General features: G+C 64.3%; 14 protein-coding genes and 1 pseudogene. 4 read left to right on the forward strand and 11 right to left on the reverse strand.

Annotation, left to right across the window (positions count from 1 at the left end; all coding sequences use genetic code 11):
* Window positions 1-67: 67 nt before the first annotated feature.
* Entirely contained in the window at window positions 68-952 is an 885-nt protein-coding gene (ku, locus tag ACTGJ9_RS14375) for a non-homologous end joining protein Ku (protein ID WP_456677572.1), read from the reverse strand.
* Between ku and ligD the strand changes: the two are divergent.
* Window positions 922-3,734: pseudogene (gene ligD, locus ACTGJ9_RS14380) on the forward strand (DNA ligase D). The gene ku and the pseudogene ligD overlap by 31 nt on opposite strands.
* A gap of 85 nt (window positions 3,735-3,819) precedes the next feature.
* Here the strand turns inward: ligD and ACTGJ9_RS14385 are convergent.
* Complete coding sequence (locus ACTGJ9_RS14385) at window positions 3,820-3,984, reverse strand: DUF3309 family protein (protein ID WP_084298933.1); 165 nt, start codon at window positions 3,982-3,984, stop codon at window positions 3,820-3,822.
* A gap of 176 nt (window positions 3,985-4,160) precedes the next feature.
* Here ACTGJ9_RS14385 and ACTGJ9_RS14390 point away from each other — a divergent pair, with 176 nt between their 5' ends.
* A complete protein-coding gene (locus ACTGJ9_RS14390; protein WP_456677573.1) occupies window positions 4,161-4,478 on the forward strand; it encodes a polyhydroxyalkanoic acid system family protein in 318 nt (105 codons plus the stop codon).
* Window positions 4,479-4,481: 3 nt separating this feature from the next.
* Here the strand turns inward: ACTGJ9_RS14390 and treY are convergent, their stop codons facing one another.
* The 6 genes from treY to ACTGJ9_RS14420 are packed head-to-tail and all read right to left on the reverse strand — an operon-like array spanning window position 4,482 to window position 18,490.
* On the reverse strand, window positions 4,482-7,265 hold the full coding sequence (gene treY, locus ACTGJ9_RS14395; protein ID WP_456677574.1) for a malto-oligosyltrehalose synthase: 2,784 nt from the start codon (window positions 7,263-7,265) through the stop codon (window positions 4,482-4,484).
* Window position 7,266: 1 nt separating this feature from the next.
* Window positions 7,267-9,021, reverse strand: a complete 1,755-nt coding sequence (gene treZ / locus ACTGJ9_RS14400; RefSeq protein WP_456677575.1) for a malto-oligosyltrehalose trehalohydrolase — start codon at window positions 9,019-9,021, stop codon at window positions 7,267-7,269.
* Entirely contained in the window at window positions 9,018-11,096 is a 2,079-nt protein-coding gene (gene glgX / locus ACTGJ9_RS14405) for a glycogen debranching protein GlgX (RefSeq protein ID WP_456677576.1), read from the reverse strand. Before glgX ends, treZ begins: the two co-directional genes overlap by 4 nt.
* A 3-nt stretch (window positions 11,097-11,099) precedes the next feature.
* On the reverse strand, window positions 11,100-13,247 hold the full coding sequence (gene glgB / locus ACTGJ9_RS14410) for a 1,4-alpha-glucan branching protein GlgB (RefSeq protein ID WP_456677577.1): 2,148 nt from the start codon (window positions 13,245-13,247) through the stop codon (window positions 11,100-11,102).
* Window positions 13,240-16,533 (reverse strand): maltose alpha-D-glucosyltransferase, encoded by a 3,294-nt coding sequence (gene treS, locus ACTGJ9_RS14415; RefSeq protein WP_456677578.1) that lies wholly within the window; start codon window positions 16,531-16,533, stop codon window positions 13,240-13,242. Before treS ends, glgB begins: the two co-directional genes overlap by 8 nt.
* Window positions 16,534-16,543: 10 nt before the next feature.
* Window positions 16,544-18,490: a maltotransferase domain-containing protein gene (locus ACTGJ9_RS14420; protein WP_456677579.1), complete on the reverse strand. Its 1,947-nt coding sequence runs from the start codon at window positions 18,488-18,490 to the stop codon at window positions 16,544-16,546.
* A 204-nt stretch (window positions 18,491-18,694) separates the two neighbouring features.
* On the opposite strand from ACTGJ9_RS14420, the gene malQ reads away from it, so the two are divergent.
* The gene (gene malQ / locus ACTGJ9_RS14425) at window positions 18,695-20,656 is read left to right on the forward strand and encodes a 4-alpha-glucanotransferase (RefSeq protein ID WP_456677580.1); all 1,962 of its coding nucleotides are present in this window, start codon (window positions 18,695-18,697) and stop codon (window positions 20,654-20,656) included.
* Between the two features lie 30 nt (window positions 20,657-20,686).
* Window positions 20,687-22,489: a glycoside hydrolase family 15 protein gene (locus tag ACTGJ9_RS14430; RefSeq protein WP_456677581.1), complete on the forward strand. Its 1,803-nt coding sequence runs from the start codon at window positions 20,687-20,689 to the stop codon at window positions 22,487-22,489.
* An 8-nt stretch (window positions 22,490-22,497) separates the two neighbouring features.
* Here the strand turns inward: ACTGJ9_RS14430 and ACTGJ9_RS14435 are convergent, their stop codons facing one another.
* From ACTGJ9_RS14435 to zwf, 3 genes are read right to left on the reverse strand one after another with little or no spacing between them, the layout of a single operon-like run.
* Entirely contained in the window at window positions 22,498-23,310 is an 813-nt protein-coding gene (locus ACTGJ9_RS14435) for an HAD family hydrolase (RefSeq protein WP_456677582.1), read from the reverse strand.
* 41 nt (window positions 23,311-23,351) lie between these two features.
* Entirely contained in the window at window positions 23,352-24,635 is a 1,284-nt protein-coding gene (gene pgl / locus ACTGJ9_RS14440; protein ID WP_456677583.1) for a 6-phosphogluconolactonase, read from the reverse strand.
* Window positions 24,632-26,143 carry a glucose-6-phosphate dehydrogenase gene (gene zwf / locus ACTGJ9_RS14445; protein ID WP_456677584.1) on the reverse strand — a complete coding sequence of 504 codons (1,512 nt, stop codon included), beginning with the start codon at window positions 26,141-26,143 and terminating at the stop codon, window positions 24,632-24,634. The genes pgl and zwf overlap by 4 nt, the downstream gene beginning before the upstream one ends.
* Window positions 26,144-26,175 lie beyond the last annotated feature (32 nt).

Consider the following 26,175-nt stretch of genomic DNA (forward strand, 5'->3'; position numbering starts at 1 on the left):
TCAATCCAGAGTCCCTCCGCGGAAAAGTTCTGGATTGCTTCGCTTGCGATCGCAATGACAGGATGAATTACCCCGCCTTCCTGTGCCGCGCCGTCGCCCGCTGCGTCTTCCTGGCAGCCCGCTGCCGTCCAGTCGCCCGCCGCGCATGCGACTTCGCCGTCGTCTTCTTCCCGCCGCGCCGTTTCAGGCTCTGCTTCAGCGCATCCATCAGGCTGACGACGTTGCTCGGCCGTTCCTCGCGCTCCGGCAGCTCGATGGTCTTGCCGCTGGCCTTGCGTTTCACCAGCGCTTTCAGCGCGGTCTCGTAGTCGTCCTTGAATTTGCTCGGGTCGAAATGCGCCGCCTTGGTGTGGAGGATGTGCCCGGCGAGCTCGACCATGTCCTTGGTGATCTTCGGGCTCTTGATGTCGTCGAAGAACTGGTCCTGATCGCGCAGCTCGTAAGGGAAGCGCAGCGTGGTGCCGAGCAGGCCCTTGCCAAGCGGTTTGATCGCGATGATGTGCTCGCGATTGGTGAGCACGATCTTGGCGAGCGCCACGCGGTCCTGGTCCTTCATGGCGTCGCGGATCACGGCAAACGCATCCACCGCAGCCTTGCCGTCGGGCGCGATGTAGTAGGGATGGTTGAGATAGCGCTGGTCGATCTCCTCGCTCGGCACGAAGCTTTCGATGTCGATGGTGTGATTGCTCTCGATCTGGACGGCCTCGAGCTCCTCCGGCTCGATCTCGACATATTTGCCCTTACGCAGCTCGTAGCCGCGGCCCTTCTGGTCGCTCTCGACGATGTCGCCGGTCTCGGAATCGACCATCTGCTGCTTCAGCCGGTTGCCGGTCTCGCGGTTGATCATGTGAAACCGGGTCTTCTCGGCCGCGGTCGCGGCCGGATAGAGCACGACCGGGCAGCTCACCAGCGAGAGCTTCAATGTCCCTTTCCAATAGGCGCGGGGAGCCATTCCATTCTCCAGCGTTTTCAAGGCGTTTCGGAACTCCAACCCGGGTTGGGGGTTTTGGTTCCGGGTGGGACTCTGGCCGTGATAGGCTTGGATATGCGTGCAAGAATGCAGGACCGGCAGTGCTGAGAAACCTCTCCACCTATCGCAAGAAGCGGGATTTCGAGATCACGCCCGAGCCTTCTGGGGCGACGGCGGTGGCCCCGTCGACGCAGCGGCGTTTTGTGATCCAGAAGCACGATGCGACGCGGCTCCATTACGATCTGCGGCTGGAGTTCGATGGTGTCTTCAAGTCATGGGCCGTGACAAAGGGACCCTCGCTCGACCCGCACGACAAGCGGCTGGCGGTCGAGGTCGAGGATCACCCGCTCGACTACGGTGATTTCGAAGGCACCATTCCGGAGGGCCAGTATGGCGGCGGCACGGTGATGCTGTGGGACCGCGGTTATTGGGAGGCGGAGGATCCCGAACGGGGCTTCAAGAAGGGCGACCTGAAGTTCACGCTGCACGGTGACAAGCTCCACGGCAGCTGGGTGCTGGTGCGGATGCGCAATGACCGTACCGGCGGCAAGCGAACCAACTGGCTCCTGATCAAGCATCGCGACGAATATGCGCGAGAGGGCAAGGACAACACCATTCTCGATGAAGACAAGTCGGTCGCCTCCGGGCGTGCGATGGAGCAGATCGCCGAGGGCAAGGGAAGGGCGCCAAAGCCTTTCATGCAGGCGAATAGCGCCAAGGGCAAAGCCGATGCGGTCTGGCAGTCCAATCGCGCCGAGGAGCCGAAAGGGCGTACTGTCAAGCCGGCGCCGCGCACGGCGTTGAAGAGCGGCAGGAAAGCAGCCAAGGCGGCGACCGCCAAGAAGGTCTCGGAGATGCCGGAGTTCGTGGCACCGCAGCTCTGCACCTCGGTCGAACGGCCGCCGGCGGGCGATGGCTGGTGTCACGAGATCAAGTTCGACGGCTATCGCGTGCAGCTTCGGGTCGAGGACGGCAAGGCGACGCTGAAGACCCGCAAGGGTCTCGACTGGACCGACAAGTTCGCTTCGATTGCGAAGGAGGCTGGCGCGCTGCCGGACGCGCTGATCGATGGCGAGATCGTCGCGCTCGACCACAACGGCGCGCCGAATTTTTCCTCGCTCCAGGCCGCGCTGTCGGACGGCAAGACCGAGGACCTGATCTTCTTCGCCTTCGACCTCCTGTTTGCCGAGGGCCTCGATTACCGCCCTCTGCCGCTCGGTGAACGCAAGGAGCGCCTCAAGGCGCTCCTCGAAACGCGCAAGAAGAAGACGAGCCAGGTCCGCTATGTCGAGCATTTCGAAAGCGGCGGAGATGCGGTGCTGCAATCGGCCTGCAAGCTCGAGCTCGAAGGAGTCGTGTCCAAGAAGCTCGATGCGCCCTATCGCTCTGGCCGGACCGAGAGCTGGACCAAGGCCAAATGCCGGGCCGGTCATGAGGTCGTGATCGGCGGCTACAAGACCACCAACGGCAAATTCCGTTCGCTGATGGCCGGCGTACATCGCGGCGATCATCTCGCCTTTGTCGGCATGGTCGGCACCGGCTTTGGCGCCGACAAGGTCAAGCGCATCATGCCGTTCCTGAAGCAGGCGGCGTCGAGCGAAAACCCGTTCGGCGGCAAAAATGCGCCGAAGAAGACGCGTGACGTGCACTGGGTCAAGCCGGAGCTGGTGGCCGAGATCGAATTTGCCGGGTTCACCGCCGATGGCAACATCCGCCAGGCCGCGTTCAAGGGCCTGCGGCAGGACAAGCCGGCCGAGGAGGTCGAGGCGGAAACACCTGCGGATACCAAGCTCACGCAGCCTTCCGCCCGCAAGCGCGCTGCAGCGAAGCCGGCCAAAGCGAAGGGCACCGCCGAGGTGATGGGCGCCATCATCTCGAAGCCGGAGAAAGAGTTATGGCCGGACGGCGGCGACGGCGAGGGCGTCACAAAGCTTGATCTTGCGCGCTATCTCGAGGCCGTCGGCGAATGGATGATCGTGCACCTCAAGGGCCGGCCATGCTCGCTGATACGCGCACCCGATGGCATCAAGGGCGAGTGTTTCTTCCAGCGCCACGCCACGCAGGGAACATCCAATCTTCTGGAACTCGCAAAGTCTCCGGCGATCGCAAGCCGTATTTGCAGGTCGACCGTGTCGAGGGGCTTGCGGCGGTCGCTCAGATCGGCGGCGTGGAGCTGCATCCCTGGAATTGCGCGCCTGACGCCTATGACACGCCGGGCCGGCTGGTGTTCGATCTCGATCCCGCGCCGGAGGTGAGGTTTGCCGATGTCGTCGAAGCGGCAAAGGAGATGCGCCAGCGGCTCACCGACCTCGGCATGGAGAGCTTTTGCAAGACGACGGGCGGCAAGGGCCTTCACGTCGTGGTGCCGCTGCTCCACGGCGCACGCGACAAGGTGAGCTGGAAGGAAGCCAAGGCGTTCGCGCAAGGCGTCTGCCAATGGATGGCAGATGAGGATCCCGAGCGCTATCTGCTCAATATGTCCAAGAAGCTGCGCAAGGGAAAGATCTTTCTGGACTATCTGCGCAACGATCGGATGTCGACGGCGGTCGCGCCGCTATCGCCGCGTGCCCGCGATGGCGCGACCGTGTCGATGCCGGTCACCTGGGCGCAGGTGAAGGGCGATCTCGATCCGAAGAAATTCACGGTGAGAACCGTGCCCGCGTTGTTGTCGCGTTCGAAAGCCTGGAGCGGCTACGACGAAGCGGCTACGTCGATCAAGGTGGCAATGAAGAAGCTGGCGGGGAAACGAAGTAGGGTGGGTTAGCGAAGCGTAACCCACCACTTCGTTGACGCGAAAAAAAAGAGGTGGGTTACGCCTTGCGGCTAACCCACCACCCTATGGAAGCTAACTAGATCCGTCCCATCAGCAGCAGGATCAGCAGGATGATGATCACGAGCCCGAGGCCGCCGCCGCCGTAATACCCGGTGCCGTAGAACGGGCCACCGCCAATGCCGCTGAAGCCGCCGAGCAGGGCGATGACCAGGATGATCAGAATGATCGTACCGATAGACATGCGAATCTCCTCCAGCCCTTTGTCAGAGGGTTGTGTTTGTACGTTGTGCCCACGGCAACTTGCCGCAGGTTTGAAAGTTCCGCATGTGAAACAGGATCGCAGGCGCGAACCGCATGGAACCTTTGACCATCCAGCCGGCATGACTATGTGAGGATCAATCAGTACAGGGCAGGGCCATGTCAGCACCGCTTGTCGTTTCAATTCCGCATCGCCTCGGCCGCGAAGAGGCGGTGCGCCGGCTCAAGACCGGGCTCGGCCGCGCCGCAGCAAGCATTCCCGTGGTGCAGGTCGAGGAGGAGCGCTGGAGCGGCGACACTCTGGCCTTTCGCATCCGCGCGCTCGGGCAGATCGCGACGGGCCAGGTCGATGTCGCCGACGATCGCGTCAAGGTCGAGGTGGTGCTGCCGTGGCTGCTGCAGCGCTTTGCCGAGATGGCGCAGGCGACCATCCGCAAGCGCGGACAATTGCTGCTGACCAAGGGCGAGGGAAAATAGCCGTCAGGCGCGCGCGGGTTTCCGCGCATGACGGATGGCGCTTGCCGCGCGGGCCTCGACGACCGCAGCAGGAAAGTCCCGAAACGCCTGCGCGAGCGCCAGCTCGTTGCCCGCAAAGCCCGGCGCGGTAAAGCCGCTGATGTCGACGGTTGCGTCAAACCCTTCCAGTGTGGGCCATTCCCGCCCCGCTTGCGTGAAGGGCGCGAACCGGCGTGCGACCACGACGACCGCGGCAGCGCGGCCGCGGCGACGGGCAAAGGCAATGACATGGTCCGCGTGTGCGCCACGGACGTTGAGCGGCTGATAGTCGCCCTGCGCGAAGACGTCGCCGAGTTCTTTACGCAGCCTGAGGAGATGCCGCGTCCAGGCGAGCTTGAGCTGTCCGTCCGGCCAGCTCTTGATCAGTCCATTCCAGTGCGGCGTTTCTAACGAACTCAAGGCCGCCTGGCGTCCGGCAAAATCCACGGGGCGGCGGTTGTCGGGATCGACCAGCGACAGGTCCCAGTATTCGGTGCCCTGGTAGAAATCGGGCACGCCCGGCAGCGTCGCCTTCAGCGTGAGTTGGCTCAGCGAATTCAGCGCACCGAGCAGCGCGACACGGCGTGCGAGGGTCTGTAGCGCCTCCAGGAATTCGCCTGACAGTGCGGGATCGAGGATTTTCTCGATGAAGTTCCGGACGCCGCTCTCATAGGCCTCATGTGGATTGAGCCAGCTCGTTTCTTCCTTGCCCTCGCGTGCGGCTTTCAACGCATAGGCCTGGATCCGCTCGACGAAACTGCCATCAATCCCCTCGAGCGGCCAGGCGCCGAGCAGGGTCTGGTAGAGCATATATTCGAATGTCGCCGATGGCGCGCGCAGATTGCCCTGGAGCGCGAGATGCGGCGCGTTCAGCACCTTCCAGCGCGAAACCGCGCTGGTCCATTCGCCCGGAATTTCGCTGAGCGCCGCGATCCGCGCACGGGCGTCCTCGCCGCGCTTGGTGTCGTGGGTGGCGGTCGCCGCCATCCCCTGCGGCCATTCCCTGGCGCGGGCCCGCATCGCCTCGTGGAAGGCGGGAATGCTGAGGCCCTTGCTTGCGGGATCGCCGCCGACCTCGTTCAGCGCCAGCAGCCGGTGGAATTGATAGAACGCGGTGTCCTCCAGCGATTTTGCCATCATCGGCCCGGTGAATTGCTGCACCTTCAGCGCAAAACGGCGCACGCGCGGAGCGCTGTGCGGCGGGCGGTCGGGCTTGAGCAGGTCCATGGTCAGCGCGTCGCGCAGGAAGTCGAAAATGCCCTCGTCGGCGGCGAACCATTCGGCGCGGGCGCGCTCGATGGTGTCGTCGATCAGTTTCCGGTCGAGCGCCGTCGGTCCGCTATGCGTCAAATAGGTGCGATAGACCGGGAAGTGCAGCACATACAATTCCAGTGCCTGCCGCAAACTGTCGGCGGAAAAATCGCGGGTCGAGTAGTGCCCGTTGGCGATGCGCGCGAGCAGCCGGGTCAGCACGGTAAATTCGCTGGTCAGCAGTGTCTCCAGCACGCGCCGCTTGGCGTCCTTGACGTAAGGCGCGAGTCGCGGCGGCCGGTTGCTGATCTGGCGCCAGGTCTCGTCCAGCGCCTCCAGCCCCTTGGCGTCGACCAGAACCTGGGTAATGGCGTTCATCCACTCATAGCCGGTGGTGCCCTGGACGCCGGCGAAATGCGGCAGTCGTTCGTGTTCGCACAGGATCTTTTCGATCACCGTGTAGAACGGCTTGGTGTTGCCTTGCGCGTCGCGCACCAGCCGGCGCAGCCGCTGGCAATATTGCGCGGGGTCGCGCAGGCCGTCGATATGGTCGAGGCGAATGCCCTGCAGCTTGCCGTCGGCAACGAGCTGCTTCACCAGCCGGTGCGTGGCCGCGAAGGTGCTCGCGTCCTCGACACGCAGGCCGGCGAGCCCGTTGACGTCGAAGAAGCGGCGATAATTGATGTCGCTGGAGGCGAGCCGCCAGTGCCCGAGCTTGTAGTTCTGCCGCTCCAGCAGATGATGCAGCGCCAGCGTTTGCGCCGGGCGATCTTTTCCCGCGCGGTAGGCGCCGAGGCCGTGCGCGATGATGTCGGCGGCGCCGGCGATCTCTTTCAGTTCGGTCTTGAAGCCGGGAGCTTCCTTGCGGTTCGGCCGGCGCAAGCCGGTATAGCGCGCGGCGAGCGAGAGCAGGCGTTTGCCCGCCGCGGTCTCGGCGGCGTCCGCCTCCTTCACGATCATCCGCAGCAACTCGCCATAGCGCTCCGGCGCGATCGGCAGGCGATGCTCAAAGTACCAGGCGGAAAAGCTGCCTTCGTCGCAATCGTAGCGGAGCGCGATGTCGCCGCGCTCCAGCGCCTCGCCATAGGAAGAGCCGAGGATCGGCAGCAGCACGCCGCCGCGGGCGCGGTAAGCCAATTGATCCCAGTCGATATCGAAGGACACCGCGTGTGGCGAGGCCTGGCCCCATTCCAGCACGTCCAGCCACCAGGGATTGTCGGCAAAATGCACGCCGACATGGTTCGGCACGAAGTCGATGATGAGACCGAGACCGTGCTGCGCGAGCGCGTCGCCGAGCCGCGCAAAGCCGGCCTCGCCACCAAGCTCCGGATTGAACTGGGTGTGATCGACGGTGTCGTAGCCGTGGGTCGAGCCCTTGCGCGCCTTCATCACCGGCGAGGCGTAGAGATGCGTGATCCCGAGCGCCTTCAGGTAAGGCACCGCCGCCGCGGCCTTGTCGAAGTCGAAATCCGCGGTGAGCTGGAGCCGGTAAGTTGCGAGGGGAATCGCGGAGGGCATTTCAACTTCCGAGATGCCAGATCACCGACCAGGGTGGAAGCCGATCGCCGCTTGCGCTGCCCCAGATCGGCGCGCCCGCATTGCTGATGGAATGTGCGATATCCTTGTCCGACAGATTGGCAGTCAGGCGCAGCGTGGCGCCGTCGCCCATCCGCCAATGCGCGACGAGCAAGCCGTTGTCGGAAGCTTCGGCGCCGCCGAAGCTCGCGTCTTTGAGCCGCGGGGCGATCTCCTTGCGACGAACCGCGAGCAGCTCTCGCACCAGCGCGAGCCGGGTGCCCTGCGCCGGCGTGCGCCCGGTCCAGTCCAGCACGGCCGATTGCAGCGTTGCCGGATCGAACGGATCCGGCACGTCGTCGCCATATTTCTCGTAGGCCCAGGCGTATTCCTGCCGGCGGCCTTTGCGGACAGCGTCGACAAGGCCGCCATGGAAATCACAGAAGAACGGAAAGGGGGCCGTCGAGCCCCATTCCTCACCCTGAAACAGCATCGGCACCATCGGTGCGAGCAACGTGACCGCAAGTGCAGCCTCGATCTGCTGCGGCGATGCCAAGCTTTCCAGGCGGTCGCCGAGCGGGCGATTACCGATCTGGTCGTGGTTCTGCAGGAAGTTGACGAAGCTTGTCGGCGGCAATTCGCCGCTCGCTTCGCCGCGCGGCTTCTTGCCCCAGAATTCCGAGATCTCGCCCTGGTAGACGAAACCCGAACCGAGTGCGCGTGCGAGATCCAGGCGGGGCGTCTGGTAGTCGGCGTAGTAACCGGCGAGTTCGCCGGTCAGCATCACATGCCAGACGTGGTGATAATCATCGTTCCACTGCGCGCGATATTTGCCGTTCGGCGGCTCCTGTGCGGCATCAAGCAGGCTCGCACGGTTGTCGCCGTTCTCCAGCACCAGATGAATGTGCCGCCCGGTGGCCTTGGCGAGCTCACCGGCGGCCGCGCTGAGGTCGTGCAGCACTGATTGTTCACCGGGGATCGCCATGATGTGGTTGGCGGCATCGAGCCTCAACCCGTCGAAACGGTAGTCGCTGAGCCAGGACAACGCATTCTCGACGGCGAAGGCCCGCACCTGCGGCACGCGATAATCGATGGTGCTGCCCCAAGGGGTGTGCGCGTCGGTGAAGAACGTCGGCGCGTAGCGGCCGAGGTAGTTTCCCTCGGGACCGAAGTGATTGTAGACGACGTCCAGGAACACCATCAGCCCGCGCAGATGGGCTTCGTCGATTAGCGTCTTCAGCTGTTCGGGGCGGCCATAGGCGCTGTCGGGCGCGTACCAGAGCACGCCGTCATAGCCCCAGCCGCGGCCGCCGGCGAAGTCGGCCAGCGGCATCAGCTCCAGCGCCGTGATGCCGGTCGCGACGAGATGATCGAGCTTGTCGATCATGGCGCGGTAGGTGCCTTCGCCCGTGAAGGTGCCGACATGGGTCTCGATCAGCACGGTCTCTTCCCAGGGGCGGCCGCGCCAATCCTTCGCGCGCCACGCAAACGCGTCGTGATCGATCACCTCGCTCGGGCCGAACACATCTTCCGGCTGAAAGGCCGATGCCGGATCGGGCACGTCGATCTCGTCGTCAATCCGAAACTTGTAGGTGCTGCCGACCGGCAGCCCGGCGATCTCGGCGACATACCAGCCATCCTGCCGGCGCTGCATCGCGTGCCGTGTTTCGAGCAGGAGATCGACGCGACGCGCACCAGGCGCCCACAAACGGAACGATATGCCGTCCTTGGTCGGCTTCGCCCCGAACGACGCCCTCATAGCGCCCCCGCGAAGGCGAGCACGGAGCGCGGCGGCGCCTTGCTGTCGCTTCCGGACAGGAAATCAACGCTGTTCAGCTTGGCATCCGTCGTGTTCAGGATCTGCTGCCAGCTCTTGTATTCGGGCATTCTGGGCAATTTGAATGCGATCTCTTCGGGGGCGGCGTTCAATACGATAAAGATCGCCGCGCTGCCCGGTTCCATCGGCCCCATCACATAGGCGAGGAACCGCCCCTCCGGGAACTTCCAGTCGTTTTCGGTCATCTCGTCGCCGGCGGGCGTCAGCCACAGCGCGCCGTAGGAGATGCCGTCCTTCGGGCGGCCGTCGAGCCAGCGATGGCTGCGAAGTTGCGAGAACCGGCGGCGGATGTCGGCGAGATCGGCGACGAAATCGACCATGTCGTCGCCGTCCTTGCCGAGATTGTCCCAGCCGACCCAGCCGACCTCGTTGTCCTGGCAGTAGGCGTTGTTGTTGCCAAACTGTGTGTTGCCGACCTCGTCGCCGGCGAGGATCAGCGGAATGCCTTGCGCCAGCATCAGGCAGGCCAGCACGTTCTTGCGCAGCTGCCGCCGCAGGCTGAGGATATTCGGATCGTCGGTCGGGCCCTCGACACCGCAATTGTTGCTGTGGTTGTCGCTGGAGCCATCGCGATTGTCTTCGCCGTTGGCCTCGTTGTGCTTCTCGTTATAGCTGAACAGGTCGGCGAGCGTGAAACCGTCATGCACGGTGATGTGGTTGATGCTGGCGCGCGGCCGCCGTCCGTCATGGTTGAACAGGTCGGAGGACGCCGTCATGCGGCTGGAGATGTCGCCGATCAGGCTGCCTTCCCCGCTCCAGTAGCGGCGCATGGCGCTGCGATAGCGGTCGTTCCACTCCGACCATTGCGAGGGGAATGCGCCGACCTGATAACCGCCGAGGCCAAGGTCCCAGGGTTCGGCAACGAGCTTGACAGTCGCGAGCACCGGGTCCTGCCGGACCGCGGTGAGAAAGGAGATGCCGCGATCATAGCCGTTCGGACCGCGTGCCAGCGTGGTGGCGAGGTCGAAGCGGAAACCGTCGACATGGCAGACCTCGACCCAGTAGCGCAGCGAATCCATCACCATCTGCAGCACGCGCGGATGGGTGAGGTTCACCGACGAGCCGCAGCCGGTGAAGTCGTCGTAGTAGCGCGGGTTATCGCGGTTCAGCCAGTAATAGGAGGCATTGTCGATGCCGCGGTAGCACAGCGTCGGCCCGAGATGATTGCCTTCGGCGGTATGGTTGTAGACGACGTCGAGCATCACCTCGATGCCGGCATCGTGCAGGCGCGCTACCGTGGTGCGGAAGGAATCGAGCGCGTTGTCCTGGGCATAGCGCTGCTCCGGCGCAAAGAAGGACAGCGTGTTGTAACCCCAGTAATTGACGAGCTTCTTCTCCACCAGCACGCGGTCGTCGACGAAGGCGTGGATCGGCAGGAGCTCGATCGTGGTGACGCCGAGCTTCTTCAGATGCTCGATCATCGCCGGCGACGACAGGCCGCCATAGGTGCCGCGCAAATTCGGCGGCACGTCGTCGCGCTTCTGCGTCAGGCCCTTGACATGGGCCTCGTAGATGATGGTGTCTTCCCAGGGGATGTTGGGGCGGATCTCGCGCCGGCCCCAGTTGAAGGTCTCGTCGACCACGACGGCCTTGGGCATGCCGCGCGCATTGTCGCGTCGGTCGAACGACAGATCCTCGCGCGCCGAGCCGGTGCGATAGGCGAAATGCGCGTCACTCCACACCAGCCGTCCGGCAAGCCGCTTGGCGTAGGGGTCGAGCAACAATTTGTTGGCGTTGAAGCGGTGGCCGTGCTCGGGCTCGTAGGGGCCGTGCACGCGGTAGCCGTAGAGCTGGCCCGGCGAGACGTCGTTGAGGTAGCCGTGCCAGACGTCTTCGGTACGCTCCGGTAATTCGATGCGCTCCAGCTCGCGCCGGCCCTGGGGGTCGAACAGGCAAAGCTCGACCTTCTGCGCGTTCGCTGAGAACAGCGCGAAATTGGTGCCGCGTCCGTCCCAGCTTGCGCCGAGGCGTGCGTGCGATCCAGCAGTCAGACGCATCGGTCAGCTTTCCGGAACGAGGAAGATCGCGGCGAGCGGCGGAATGGTGAGGCGGAGCTCGGGCGTCTTGCCGTCAACGGTGTGGACCTCGCCGATGTTCCCGACATTCGTGCCGCCATAATGGGCGGAGTCCGAATTGAACGCCTCTTTCCACTTGCCGGCAAACGGCACGCGAACGCGGTAGTTGCGGTAGACGTTCGGCGAGAAGTTGACGATCGCCAGGCAGCGCGCGTGCTCGTCAAATCCCTTGCGCATCCACGCGAACACGTTGCGGTTGGCGTCATCGGTGATCAGCCATTCGAATCCGGCCTGGTCGCAATCCATCTGGTGCAGCGCCGGCACCGCGCGGTAGAGCCGGTTGAGGTCGCGGATCAGTGCCTGGATGCCGGAATGATATTTGTATTCGAGCAGGTGCCAATCGAGCGACTGATCGTGATTCCATTCGCGGCTCTGCGCGATCTCCGCGCCCATGAACAAAAGCTTCTTGCCGGGGTGGCCGAACATGAAGCTGTAATAGGCGCGCAAGTTCGCAAAGCGCTGCCATTCGTCGCCGGGCATGCGACCCAGGAGCGAGCGCTTTCCGTGAACGACCTCGTCATGCGACAGCGGCAGGATGAAGTTTTCAGAGAACGCGTAGTGCAGACCGAACAGGATATCGCCGTGATGATGCTTGCGGTGGATTGGATCCTTGCTGATGTAGTTCAGCGTGTCGTGCATCCAGCCCATATTCCACTTGTAACCGAAGCCGAGCCCGCCGAATTCCACCGGGCGCGAGACCTGCGGCCATGCCGTGGATTCTTCGGCCGCGGTGGTCGCCTGCGGGAAGCGCGCGAACAGTTCGGTGTTGAAGCGGCGCAGAAAGTTGATGGCCTCGATGTTCTCGCGGCCGCCATACTGGTTCGGGATCCACGCGCCGGGCGGGCGGCTGTAATCGAGGTAGAGCATGGACGCGACCGCATCGACGCGCAGGCCGTCGATGGCGTAGCGCTCGAGCCAGAACAGTGCGTTCGACACCAGGAAGTTCGTGACTTCGGTGCGGCCGTAATTGTAGATCAGCGTGCCCCAATCGAGGTGGCGGCCCTGCAGCGGGTTGGCGTGCTCGTACAGCGAGGTGCCGTCAAAGCTGCCGAGCCCGTGCGGATCGTCCGGGAAATGACCGGGCACCCAGTCGAGCAGCACGCCGACGCCTTCGCGATGGCAGGCATCGACCAGCGCCGCGAAATCTTCCGGCGAGCCGAAGCGGCTGGTCGGTGCATAGAGACCGGTCGGCTGATAGCCCCAGGAGCCGTCGAACGGATGCTCGCTGACGGGCAGGAATTCGAGATGGGTAAAGCCCATGTCGCGCGCATAGGCCGGCAGCTGCTCGGCGAGCTCGCGATAGGTCAGCCACTCGTCGCCGTTCTTGCGTCGCCACGAGCCGAGATGGACCTCATAGATCGACATCGGCGCCGAGAGCGCGTTGATGCCGTCGGGCGCAGGACGCGGGCGTGGCAAATGCGCTTCGTCGAACACGATGGAGGCCGTCTTCGGCCGAACCTCACTGGCAAACGCCAGCGGATCGGATTTCAGCGGCAGCAGATGGCCGTGTGGGCCGATGATCTCGAACTTGTAGTGGTCGCCGGCCTTGGCGTGCGGAATGAACAATTCCCAATAGCCGGCGCCGCGCACCCGCATCGGGTGACGCCGCCCGTCCCAGAAATTGAAATCGCCGACCACGGAGACGCGTCGCGCATTCGGGGCCAGCACCACAAAGCCGATGCCGTCGATGCCCTCCAGCCGCATCGGATGCGCGCCGAGCTTGTCGTAGATCCGCTGATGGGTACCTTCGCCGAGCAGATAGAGGTCGAAATCGGTCAGGATCGGCGGGAAGCGATAGGCATCCTCGAACTCGACGACGTTGTCGCCGAATTTGGCGCGGAGCTGGTAATGCTTCGAGCCGTTGGGCAGGGCGCCGATGAACAGGCCGGACTCGTGGACGCGGTCAAGCTGGGCGACCTCGCCGTGCTCGCCGACGGCCTCGACGTTCGAGGCTTCGGGCAGGAAAGCGCGCACCACGCTCTTGCTCCCTTCGGGATGCAGTCCGAGGTAGTGGAAGGGGTCGGAGTGGCGGCCCTCGATAATCGCGTAGGCTTCGGCAGGCAGTTTAGGCATGGGCTTCGCTCTCGGCATTGGACAGAATGCGAAGCAGGGCGGTCAGCGGCGCATTGAGGCCCTCCGGCCGGTGGGACAGCTCGTACTCTACCTCGTCGAACACTTGATCAAGCAGGAAAAACCTTAACATGCTTTCCGCGGAATGGTTCTTCGCTGGCCAGAGCCGCCGATCGGTCATCGCCTCGCGATAGGCGGACAGGAAGGTTGCCGTGGCGCGTTCGCGCCATTCGTCCAGCGCGGCCGTGAGCCGGCCCTGCTCGTCGCTGCCTCCGGAGATCGCCCGGTTGAGTGCCGCGTTAACCGAAAGATCAATCGAGCGGACCAGACCCGCGACGTCGCGCGCGGCAGGCAGCTTGCGCCGCTTGTCGGCCAGCGCGAGACGCGGATCGCCGTCGAAATCGATGATGAAGATGTCGTCCTTCACGATCAGAGTTTGCCCGAGGCGGAAGTCGCCATGATGACGGATGTTCAACCCGCCGATGTCGGATGGCAAGAGCGCGTTGAGGTGGTCGGGCAGCGTCGCGCGCACCGCGACCAGCTGGTCGACCAGCGGACGATCGCCCTCGCGCAGGCCGTCCCGGCTCTCGGCCAGCAGGTCGAATAGCCGCTCCGCTCGTTGCTTAAGGTCGGACGCCCATTGCTTGACGTGCGCAGGAGTGATCGGCTCGGGGGCAAGATCGGCAGGTTTTGCGGCGGCGAGCGCCATGTGCAACTCGGCGAGCCGCCGGCCGGTCTGCGCCATGAAGTGCAGATAGGGGCCCTGCTCCTGGGTCTCGCGATGGATTTCATTCGGCGGCAGCACACGTTGCTCGTCGATATAGCGGTCGAGATAGCCCGTGGTGACGGCCCAGCCGTCGCCCTGGTTTTCGACAAAGGCGTGCAAGACACCGAGCGCGCTGCGGCTGTCGCCTTCGACCAGCTCGACGCTGCCAAGCAGTGCGGGTGTGTTGGGGAAGCGCACGACCTCCGTCAGATAGTGGCCGATCTCGATCTCCGGGTTGGCACCGCTTTCGAGCTGGCGATAGATCTTGGCGACGTATTGGTTGTCGACCAGCGCGGTGCTGTTCGACTGCTCGACCGCACGGATGCGCGCGGGCTCCTTCACGATATATTCGGAGAACAGGCTGGTCGGCTTGAACTCGAGCCGCAGATTGTTTTCTTCGACTACCAGGTTCTGCGACAGGTTGCGCAGGAACAGGCCGATGAAGATCTGGTCGGTCGCGACGTCAAGCAGCGTGCCTTCGCGCGCGCCCTGGCGCACGGCCGCGAGCGCCTTCGGGTTGAAGCGTTCGCGGTCGAAGCGTACCCACTCGATCTGCATCGGGACCACGTAGCGCGTGGCGACGCCACGCGGGGCCGCTTCGAAGAACGCGATCCAGGGCCGGTTGTCTCCGATGTCGCAGAACGGCACCGCCGAGGTCAGCGTCGTCTTGATGTGCTTGGGATTGTGCTCGGGGTACCATCGCGTTCGTGCCAAAAATCCCGGCAGGACGTCGCGTTCGAATACGCCGCGCTCGCGGGCGAGCGACACCCAGTTCGAATTCACCGGCACCACCAGCGTCTCGAACTCGGGCACCGCGCGCGGCGTCATCGGCTCGGACTTGTCGCGCTCCTGAAGCTGGAACCAGTAGAAGCCGTAAGGCCCCAGCGTGATCATGTAGGGCAGCTCCCCGATCGCGGGGAAGCGGGTGCGGCCGAGCATTTCCTGCGGGATGCGGTCCTTCCACGGCGACAGATCGAGCTCGGTCGCCTGCGCCGCGCGCGACAGATTCGCGACGCAGAGGATCACCTCGTCGCGATATTGCCGGACATAGGCGAGCACGGCGCGGTTGGCCGGACGGATGAAGGTCATGGTGCCGCGGCCAAAGGCCAGCGTCGACTTGCGCACCGAGATCAGCCGCTTGGTGGCGCTGAGCAGCGACGACAGACTGCGCGACTGCGCCTCCACGTTGACCGAGTCATAGCCGTAGACGGGATCCATGATCGGCGGCGCATAGAGACGGGCGGGATCGGCGCGCGAGAAGCCGCCATTGCGGTCCGGGCTCCACTGCATCGGCGTGCGCACGCCGTTGCGGTCGCCGAGATAGATATTGTCGCCCATCCCGATCTCGTCGCCGTAATAGATGATTGGCGTGCCGGGGAAGGACAGCAGCATCGAGTTCATCAGCTCGATCTTGCGCCGGTCATTGTCCATCAGCGGCGCAAGACGCCGGCGGATGCCGACATTGATGCGCGCGCGGGGATCGTTGGCGTAGGTGGTCCAGAGATAGTCGCGCTCGACGTCGGTGACCATCTCCAGCGTCAGCTCGTCGTGGTTGCGCAGGAACAGCGCCCATTGGCAGCTCGCGGGAATGTCCGGCGTCTGCCGCAGAATGTCGGTAATCGGGAAGCGGTCCTCCTGCGCGATCGCCATGTAGATGCGCGGCATCAGCGGGAAATGATAGGCCATGTGGCATTCGTCGCCACGGCCGAAATATTCCTGTACGTCCTCCGGCCATTGATTGGCCTCGGCCAGCAGCAGCTTTCCCTTGGAGTAGGCGTCCAGCTCCTGGCGCAGGCGCTTGATGATGGCGTGCGTCTCGGGCAGGTTCTCGTTCGAGGTGCCCTCGCGCTCGCAAAGATAGGGAATGGCGTCCAGCCGGAAGCCGTCGACACCGGCGTCGAGCCAACGCTTCATCACCTGGATGATGGCGCTGACGACGCGCGGATTGTCGAAATTGAGGTCGGGCTGGTGCGAGAAGAAGCGGTGCCAGTAGAACGCGCCAGCCTCGGGATCCCAGGTCCAGTTCGACTTCTCGGTGTCGGTGAAGATGATTCGCGTGCCCTGGTATTTCTGGTCGGTGTCGCTCCAGACATACCAGTTGCGGGCGCTCGAACCGGCAGGGCTGCGGCGCGCGCGCTTGAACCATTTGTGCTGGTCCGAGGTGTGGTTGACCACGAGCTCGGTGATGACGCGCAAGCCACGCTTCTGCGCCTCCTGGATGAAGCGCTTGAAGTCCTTCATCGTCCCGAAATCAGGATTGACCGCGCCGTAATCGCCGATGTCGTAGCCGTCGTCGCGGCCGGGCGAGGGGTAGAACGGCAGCAGCCACAGCGCGGTGACGCCGAGGTCCTGCAGATAGGGCAACTTCTCGGTCAGCCCCGCGAAATCGCCGATGCCGTCATTGTTGCTGTCGGCAAAGGCCTTGACGTGGAGCTGGTAGACGATGGCGTCCTTGTACCAGAGCTCATCCACGGCCTCGGCAGCCTCGGCCTTCTTGGTGTCGACGGAAGACAGTACATTCATGGCGTGATCCTTACGCCAGGCAGCGGAAGATGAGCGCCGGATCGCGGTCGGGATCGATACGCAACCTGATGCCGCCCCATTCGATGCGGGACTGTTCGCCTGTCATGAGATTTTCGAGGGCGGTGACGTGGCGGCGCTCGCCGCCGGCATCGATGGTGAGGCCGCCGAGCGGCAGCCAGAACTCGCGCAGGTGGCGCGAGAGGGCGACGGCGACGACAACAGTGTTGGCCGGTTCGCCCGCCTCCTTGGCAAAGGCAATGGTCTCGCCGTCATCGATGCCGAGGAAGCGCAGATTGGTGGTCTGCTGCAGCGCCGCGTTGTCGTTGCGGATGCGGTTGAGCGCGGTGATGTAGGGCTTGATGTTGCCGGGCCGGTCCCAGTCGCGCTGCCTGATCTGGTACTTCTCGGAATCCTGATATTCCTCGCGGCCGGGGATAGCCTCGTGCTCGAGCAGTTCGAACCCGCTATAGACGCCGTAATTGCCCGATAGCGTTGCGGCCAGCGCGAGCCGCGACTTGAACGCCCAGGCCTCACCGCTCTGGAGGTGATAGAGCAGCAGGTCCGGCGTGTTGACGAACAGGTTGGGCCGATAAAAGTCCCGCTCCGGGTAACGCGTCAGTTCGCCGAGAGATTGCTCCAGCTCCCACTTCCCGGTGCGCCATGGGAAATAGCTGAAGGATTGCGCGAAGCCGAGCTTGGCGAGGCCCTTCATCAGCTTCGGCCGCGCAAAGGTCTTGGAGAACAGGATCACCTCCGGATGGCGCTGACGAATGTCGCGGATCAGCCACTCCCAGAACGGCAGCGGCGCGGTGTCGTGATTGTCGATCGCGAAGATGGTCACACCATGGTCGATCCAGAACAGCATCGCGTCGCGAAACGCGTTCCAGAGCCCGACCCGGTCGACGGAGGCGAAATCGGGGATGACGATATCCGAATAGGGACCATCCGCCGTGCGCACCGAACGGTCCGGCCGCCATTTGAACCACTCCGGATGCTGCGTCAGCCAGGGATGGTCCGGCGAGCACTGCACGGCGAAATCGAGCGCGAGCTCGAGCCCGTATTCGAGGCAGGTCGCGACCAGCGCGCGGAAATCCTCGATGGTGCCGAGCTCGGGATGCAGCGCATCGTGGCCGCCCTCGGCCGCGCCGATCGCGTAGGGCGAGCCGGGCTCGCCCTCATTTGCCACCGGCGAATTGTTGCGGCCCTTGCGGCGGGTGCGGCCGATCGGGTGGATCGGCGTGAAGTACAACACGTCAAAACCCATCGCGGCGATGTCGGGCACCCGCGCGATGCAGTCGCGGAGCGTGCCGTGCTGGCCGGCGACCCGGCTCTGGCTGCGCGGCATCATCTGATACCAGGCGCCGAAGCGCGCTCTATCGCGGTCGATGATCAACGGAAACAGCGGCGAGCGGGTGAGGTCGGGTCGCGCCTGGCTCTCGGCCATGGCCTCCCTCAATTCGGTCGCAAGCAACGGCGCGACATCGCCGCTGTCGAGATAGTTTTCACATTGCCTGGCGATCACGGCCGCGGCGTCCTCTCGCGCGCCATGCGCCTTGGTCAGGAGGCCCGCGCCCTCGATCGCATCAAGGGTGACGTCGCCGCCGGACAGCTGCTTGCGCTCGAGCCCGTGACGCCAGGTGGCGAATTCGTCGGTCCAGGCCTCGATGGCGTAGACATATTGACCTGATACGACCGGTGTGAACGCACCGGACCAGCGGTCGTCGCCATGGTGGGTCATGATCTCGCGCCGCCATTCGCGGTCCTGCTCGCCGCGCCAGATCAGCGCGGCGCTGATTGTGGCGTCGCCGTCGCGATAGATGTCGGCCCACACCTCGACGCGATCGCCCGCGATCCGCTTCACGGCGAAGCGGCCGCCATCAATCAGGGGATAGACGTCTTCGATCAGGAAAGCGCTGCCGGCAGCGGCGCTCTCGACAGTTTGAATTGTCTTGTTCACGGTGATGCCATTGACAAGAGTGCAGGGGCCCGTTTCCCTTGTCGGGAACCTACGCTTGTTACTTATATAGAAAGCCGCTTGCGTGTCATTGGTTCCCTCGGGAACGGCAGGCGCGCTTTGCGAGTTAAGTGCGGCTAACTTCTTCCGCGACCACGTTAAAATCGATGCCCCCGGCCTGAGAATGGCCTGCAAACCGCGTGCCGAATGGACCTTTTAGCCCAAGCCCGGATCAAGGGCGTTCAATCCGAATTCGTCGATGCCCTCGGAAAGCTGCGGGTCACCGCGCCCGACGCGCTGAAATCGATCCTCGACGCCCTGCCGGAGAAGCGGATCTACCGCTTCGTCAGCGGGCCGGTCGTGGTTCGCGCTCTCGGCGGTGCCCGCACCGAACTGGCCGCCCTCGGCGCTGCGCCCTTGCAATGGCAAATCACCGGCAGCGGCAATGTGATCGCGCAAGGCGAGACGCGCGAACCCGTGATCGCCTGGCCCGACGGCCTGCCGCTTGGTTATCACCGGCTGACGCTGACCGACGCGGCAGGCGCAACGGAAGAGGTGCCGATGATCGTGGCACCCGAGCGCGCCTTCGGCGGCGATTTCGACCGCGGCTGGCTGGTCGCCGTGCAGCTCTACAGCGTCCGCTCGGACCGCAATTGGGGCATCGGCGATTTCACCGATCTGGCCGGCCTGGTCAGGCTCGCCAAACAGCTGGGCGCCGACGGCGTCGGGCTCAACCCGCTGCATGTCCTGTTCGACGATCATCCGGCCGATTGCAGCCCCTATTCGCCGAACAGCCGGTTGTTTCTCAATCCGCTCTATATCGACGTCGAGGCCATCCCGGAATTCTCGCCAGACCTCATCCCGGACGCGGCTGCGACCGCCGCGCGGCTGCGCGAGGGCGATCGTGTCCCGTACGCGGATATGGCGGCTCTCAAATGGCGGGGCCTGCGCGCCGCCTTTGACAGTTTCGTGAAAAGCGCGAGCGGCGTCCGCCGCAATCAGTTCGATGCCTTCCGCGCGGACCGGGGGCCGCTGCTGTCGCGCTTTGCCTGCTTCGAGGTTCTCAGGCATCGTTTCGGGAGGCCATGGTGGGACTGGCCGGTGGAATGGCAGCAACCCGATGATGCCAAATGCGCCGAGCTCCGCAAGGGGCCCGACAGCCGCGAGGTCGAGTTCGTCGAATTCGTGCAATGGACCGCCGACGCGCAATTGCACGCGGCCAAGGAGCTGTCGGCCCAACTCGGCATGCGCGTCGGGCTCTATCTCGACGTTGCCGTCGGCGTACAGTCCAACGGCTTCGATGCCTGGAATGAGCAGACGGCGATCTCCCGCCACCTTGCGGTCGGCGCGCCGCCCGACGTGCTCAATACCGTCGGGCAGGATTGGGGCCTCGCCGGCTTCAATGCCGGCGGCCTGGAGGCGCAATCCTTCGTGCCGTTCGCCAACATGGTGGCCGCCTCGATGCGCCATGCCGGCGCGATCCGGCTCGATCACGTGCTCGGCCTGAAGCGGTTGTACCTGGTGCCGCGCGGCTTCAAGCCCGACAACGGCGCCTATGTGCAGATGCCGCTGGAGGCGCTGCTGGCCGCAGTCGTGCGCGAGAGCGTCGCCCACAAATGTATCGTGATCGGCGAAGACCTTGGCACCGTGCCGGAAGGTTTTCGCGAGACCATGCAGGATTTCGGCATCTGGTCCTATCTCGTCATGATGTTCGAGCGCGACGATGCCGGCTATTTCCGCAATGTCGATCACTACCGGCCGAACGCGCTGGTCACGCTGAACACGCATGATCTCTGCACCTTTGCGGGTTGGCGCTCCTTCAGCGACCTCAGGATGAAGCGCTCGCTCGGGCTCGATCCCGGCGAGGACGACCAGGCGCGCTGGAATGCGCTTGGCGGGCTCGACCAGATCCTGCGTCAGAACGGCATCATGGCCAACGATCTCTATTCCGTGCTCAATTTCCTGTCGCGCACGCCGTCGCGGCTGCTCGCGGTGTCTATGGAAGACCTGCTCGGCGTGGTCGACCAGCCCAACATTCCCGGCACGATCGACGAGCATCCGAACTGGCGCCAGCGCCTGCCGGTTGCGCTCGACAAGGTCACCCCCAAGATCGATCTCGCGGCTTTGAAGGCCGCGACGCGGGAACGTTCGCTGACCGGCGGGAGTTGATACGCGGGTATTTTTCAGGCTCGCAAGACATTGTCAGAGAAGATCGAGGACTATGCGCTGATCGGCGACTGCGAGACCGCGGCGCTCGTCGGGCGCAACGGCTCGATCGACTGGCTGTGCTGGCCGGCGTTCGATTCCGATGCCTGCTTTGCCGCGATCCTCGGCACGCCGGAGAATGGCCGCTGGCTGATCGCTCCGGACGGGGATGGCACCAGGACGTCTCGCCGCTATCTCGGCGATACCCTCATTCTCGAAACGCGCTTTGAGACGGAAAGCGGCGCCGTCGCGCTGATCGACTTCATGCCGCCGCGGGGCAAGGCCTCCGACATCGTGCGGCTGGTGCGTGGCCTCACGGGCACCGTGAAGATGCGGATGGAACTCGTGATCCGCTTCGGCTTCGGCGTCGACATTCCCTGGGTGCGGCGGATCGACCATTCGCTGCTGGCGATCGCGGGTCAGGACATGACGGTGCTACGGACGCCGGCCAAGACCCGCGGCAAGGATTTCACGACGGTCTCCGAATTCGAGGTCAAGGCCGGCGAGACCGTGCCGTTCGTGCTGACCTATGGTCCCTCGCATCTCGATCCGCCCGAGCCGATCGACCCGGAGCTCGCTCTCGAGGAGACCGAAAAGTTCTGGAAGGACTGGTCCAGCCGCTCCACGCATGACGGCGAGTATCGTGACCTCGTCATGCGCTCGCTGATCACGCTGAAGGCGCTGACCTTCGGTCCGACCGGCGGCATCGTCGCCGCGCCGACCACGTCGCTGCCGGAAAAACTCGGCGGCGCCAGGAATTGGGACTACCGCTTCTGCTGGTTGCGCGATGCCACGTTCACGCTGCTGGCGCTGATGAACTCGGGCTACTCCGAGGAAGCCTCGGCCTGGCACAGTTGGCTGCTGCGCGCGGCCGCCGGCTCGCCCGCCAACATGCAGATCATGTACGGCATCTGGGGCCAGCGGCGGCTGCTGGAATGGGAGGCGGGCTGGCTCGATGGTTACGAGGGCGCCCAGCCGGTGCGCATTGGCAACGCCGCCCATGCCCAGCTCCAGCTCGACGTCTATGGCGAGCTGATCGACGCCTTCCACCAGTCGCGCATGGCCAAGCTCAAGCTCGACGATGAAGCGACCTGGGCGCTGGAATGCGCCGTGCTGCAGCATCTCGCCGAGGTCTGGGATCATCCCGACCACGGTATCTGGGAGCGCCGCGGCAAGCCGAAACACTACGTCTTCTCCAAGGTGATGACCTGGGTCGCATTCGATCGCGGCATCAAGAGCGCCGAGACCTTTGGCTTCAAGGCGCCGCTCTTGCATTGGCGCACCTTGCGGGAGGCCATTCACCGCGACGTCTGCAACAGGGGTTTTGACGCGGAGGAGAACGCCTTCGTCGAATCCTATGGCTCAAAACTGCTCGATGCCAGCGTGCTGCTGCTGCCGGGCGTGGGCTTCCTGCCCGCGGACGATCCGCGCATCCGCGGCACCATCGCCGCCATCGAAAAGCACATGATGCGCGACGGCTTCGTGCTCCGGCACGATCCGCGCGAGATCTCCGAAGAGAAGCAGCCGATCGAGGGCGCGTTCCTGGCCTGCACCCTGTGGCTGGCCGACGCCCATGTGCTCGCGGGCGATCTCGGCAAGGCGCAGGCGCTGTTCGACCGCGTCGCGGCCCTCGCGAACGATCTCGGGCTGCTGGCCGAGGAATATGATTCCGTCGCACGCCGCCAGACCGGCAACTTCCCGCAGGCGCTGACCCACATCGCGCTCGTCAACACTGCGCACAACCTCTCGGCGGCCCGGCACGCGAGCGAGAAGCCTGCGATGCAGCGATCGAAGTAGTGACTTAGCTAGCCGGCCGCGTTCCGCTTCAGGATCATCTCCATCGCTTCCGCAAAACCATCCTGTTCGTTGGTTGCGGTGACGTTGGTGGCCTGCTCCTTGACGTTGTCGGTGGCGTTGCCCATCGCGATCGAGACGCCGCTGACACGGAACATCGCAAGGTCGTTCTGCATGTCGCCGATGGTTGCGACCGCGTCGGTGGAGATGCCGAGGCGCTTGGCCATCGCTTGCACGAAGGTGCCCTTGTCGAAGCCGGGCGGGGTGATGTCGAGATAATAGGTCTGCGAGCGGACGGCAGTGGCCTCGCTGCCGAGCGCCTGCTGCATCGCCTTCTCGCAAGCTTCGAGGCCCGCCGCATCGGCGCTGGCGCCGACGATCTTGCAGGCGCTGGCGAGATAGGGTGAGAAATCCGTTACGATGGTCGGGTCGGAGCGGATCGTGTGCTGCTCGTGCGCGACATATTTGCCGGTCGGGTTGTCGATCAGCCATTTGTCGGAGGTGAACAACCAGACGTCGGCGCCGAATTCACGGAGGATCCGCAGTGACCGCTCGGCGGCGCCTTTCGGAATCAAATGCTGCTCGACCGGCTTCATCTCGGGGTCGACGATCGAGGAGCCGTTGAACGCGCCGACCGGCAGCCAGAGCGCCAGCGGCTCGATCAAAAAGCGCATACCGATGGTAGGCCGACTGGAGGTGATGGTGAAGCCGATGCCGGCCTGATGCAGCCGCTGCACCGCGGACCTCGCGCGCGCCGTCAGCGTTTTGTCTTTGGTTAGAAGCGTCCCGTCGACGTCGGAGACCACGAGTGAGATTTTCGTCATGGCAAGTCCTTACGGGTTCACGGCCTTACGGTTACACGGCCTCAGGGTTTCATGGCCTCAGCGTTTCCCGCCGTCGAATTTAGCTGCCGTATGATGCCGTCGACGATCGCCTCGACCGATTCGTCGATCGACGCCGTGATGACGTGCTCGCTCGCTGCGGGCGGCTCCAGCGTATTGAACTGGCTGGTGAGCAGCCCGGGCGGCATGAAATGACCCTTGCGGAGCGCGAGCCGGTCGGCGATCAGCTCCTGCGTGCCCTTCAGGAACACGAAGCGCACGTCGTCGCGTCCGCGCAGCAGCACGTCGCGATAAGTGTGCTTGAGCGCCGAACAGGCGATGATGACATGCTCGCCCTTGTTGCAGACCCGCGCGATCTCGTCGGCGATGGCGTTGAGCCAAGGCCAGCGATCCTCGTCGGTGAGCGGATGACCGGCTCGCATCTTCTCGACATTGCTCGCTGGGTGGAAGCTGTCGCCGTCCTCGAACCGCCAGCCGAGCCGCTTGCCGAGCAATTCCGCCACCGTGCTTTTGCCCGAGCCCGACACGCCCATCACGATCAACGCACAAGGTGCTTTAGCGCCCGCCACGAGATCCCCCGGAAGCGCGGCCTGGTCGACCAGCCAGACGGTCTCGCCATTCGAGCGCGCGCGTACGGCTGGCAGAGTCTCGCCATTGAGGAGGCGCGTCAAGATCGGCTGCTTGTCGTGCCCGGCAATCTCGAACAGCATCTCGCGGCAGGAGGCCAGCGCGGGAAGCGTCAGCGAGACCCGCGGCACGAAGGGCGCGACATTAGCCTTGGGGACGCCGACGACCCAGCATTCGGTCTCCTCGACGGCGGGATAGCCGGGAAACAGCGAGGCGGTGTGACCGTCAGGCCCCGCGCCCATCAGGACGAGATCGAACAGCGGCCGCGCCGGATCGAGGCTTTCAGAACCGTAAAAGGCCTGCAGCTCGCGCGCATAGGCTTCCGCACTCTTGTCGGGGGTCTCGGCCGTGGTCGGGATCGGATGGATATGGCCCGATGGCGCGTTGCGATCGAGGAAGGTTGCGCGGGCGATGCTCATGTTGTTGAGAGGATCGCTCTCGGGGACAAAACGCTCGTCGCCGATGAACCAGTGCACGCGATCCCACGGGATTTTGTCACGCCAGGCCTCGCTGCCGAGCAGCTGATAGAGCTTCTTCGGGCTGGAGCCGCCGGTGAGGCAGATCGCGATGCGGCCAGCATTTGTCGAAATCCGGGCCATCACCCGCTCGGCCGCCGCCTGAGCGAGCGCCTCGGGGTCGGCGACGACGATCAGCTTCGGCTCCCCGGCCGCCGCCATCATGAGAATTTCCGCCAGCTTCGGCCATCGCGCCGCAGCAGCTCATCGGCACAGGCCGGGCCGTCGCTGCCGGCGGGGTAGGTTTCGATGCCGTTGGTGCCTGCGTTCTTCCAGGCGTCGAGGAATGGCTGCACCGCCTGCCATCCGGCTTCGATGCCGTCGGCGCGCTGGAACAGGATGTTGTCGCCGATCATGCAGTCGTAGATCAGCGTCTCGTATCCGGTCGAGGGATCGGCCCGGAAATAGTCGCCGTAGCGGAACTTCATCTCGACGCCGTCGATAGTGATGCTCGGTCCCGGAATCTTGGCGTTGAACTGAAGCTCGATCGTCTCGGTCGGCGCAATGCCGATGGTGAGGAAATTTTGCGAGAGACGGTCGACCGCCGTGCCGGAGAACATCGAGAGCGGCGCCTGCTTGAACTTGATCGCGACTTCGGTGCGCTTGTGCCCCAGCGCCTTGCCCGTGCGCAGATAGAACGGCACGCCGGCCCAGCGCCAATTGTCGATCATCAGCTTCAGCGCGACAAAAGTCTCGGTGCTGCTGCCCGGCTTGACGTCGTCGGTCTTGCGGTAGTCCGGGATTTCGTCGTCGCCGATCCGGCCCGCGAGATATTGCGCGCGGACAGAATTCCTCAGCGCCTCCTCGTGACTCGGCTGCTGGATCGCGGTCAGCACCTCGGCCTTTTCGGAGCGCACGGAATGGGCGTCGAAACGGGCCGGCGGTTCCATTGCGACCAGCGACATCAGCTGGAACAGATGGTTCGGCACCATGTCGCGCAGCGCGCCGGTGGCATCGTAGAATCCGCCGCGATGGCCGACGCCGAGCTTCTCCTCGACCGTGATCTGAATATGGTCGATGTGGTTGCGATTCCAGATCGGCTCGAACATGCCGTTGGCAAAGCGCAGCACCAAAATGTTCTGCACCGTCTCCTTGCCGAGATAATGATCGATCCGGTAGATCTGGTGCTCGTCCATGATTTTCAGCAACTCGGCATTCAGCGCCCGCGCCGAGGCAAGATCGGTGCCGAACGGCTTTTCGATCACCAGCCGCCGCCAGGTGCCGCTCTCCTTCATCATGCCGGTGCGGCCGAGCTCGCGCGCGGTCGGCGCGAACGCAGCTGGCGGAGTCGCCAGATAGAACAGGCGATTGCCGCCGGTGTCCTGGGCGCATTCGAGCGTGTCGAGATGCGCGTGCAGTCGGTCGAATGACGGCGGGTCTTTCGCATCGGCTTCGACGAAGCTCACGCGCTCCAGGAGTTTCTTTGCGATGACGTCGTCCACAGGACGGGTTGCGAATTCGTGCAGCCCTTTCATCAGGCCCTCGCGGAGCTCGTCATCCGACATGGCGTTGCGGCCCACACCGACGACGCAAAATTTCTCCGGCAGCAAATGTTCTGCGGCAAGGTTGTAAAGCGACGGGATCACAAGGCGGTGCGTGAGGTCGCCGGTGGCACCAAAAATGACGAAGGCGCAATTTTCCGGCTTGCGCTTGGGCGGCTGGTCTTTTGTCACGAATGATCGGCCTTCGCTGTCTTGCTTGCTGC

Source organism: Bradyrhizobium sp. RDM12 (genome assembly GCF_051917485.1).
Lineage (GTDB): Bacteria > Pseudomonadota > Alphaproteobacteria > Rhizobiales > Xanthobacteraceae > Bradyrhizobium.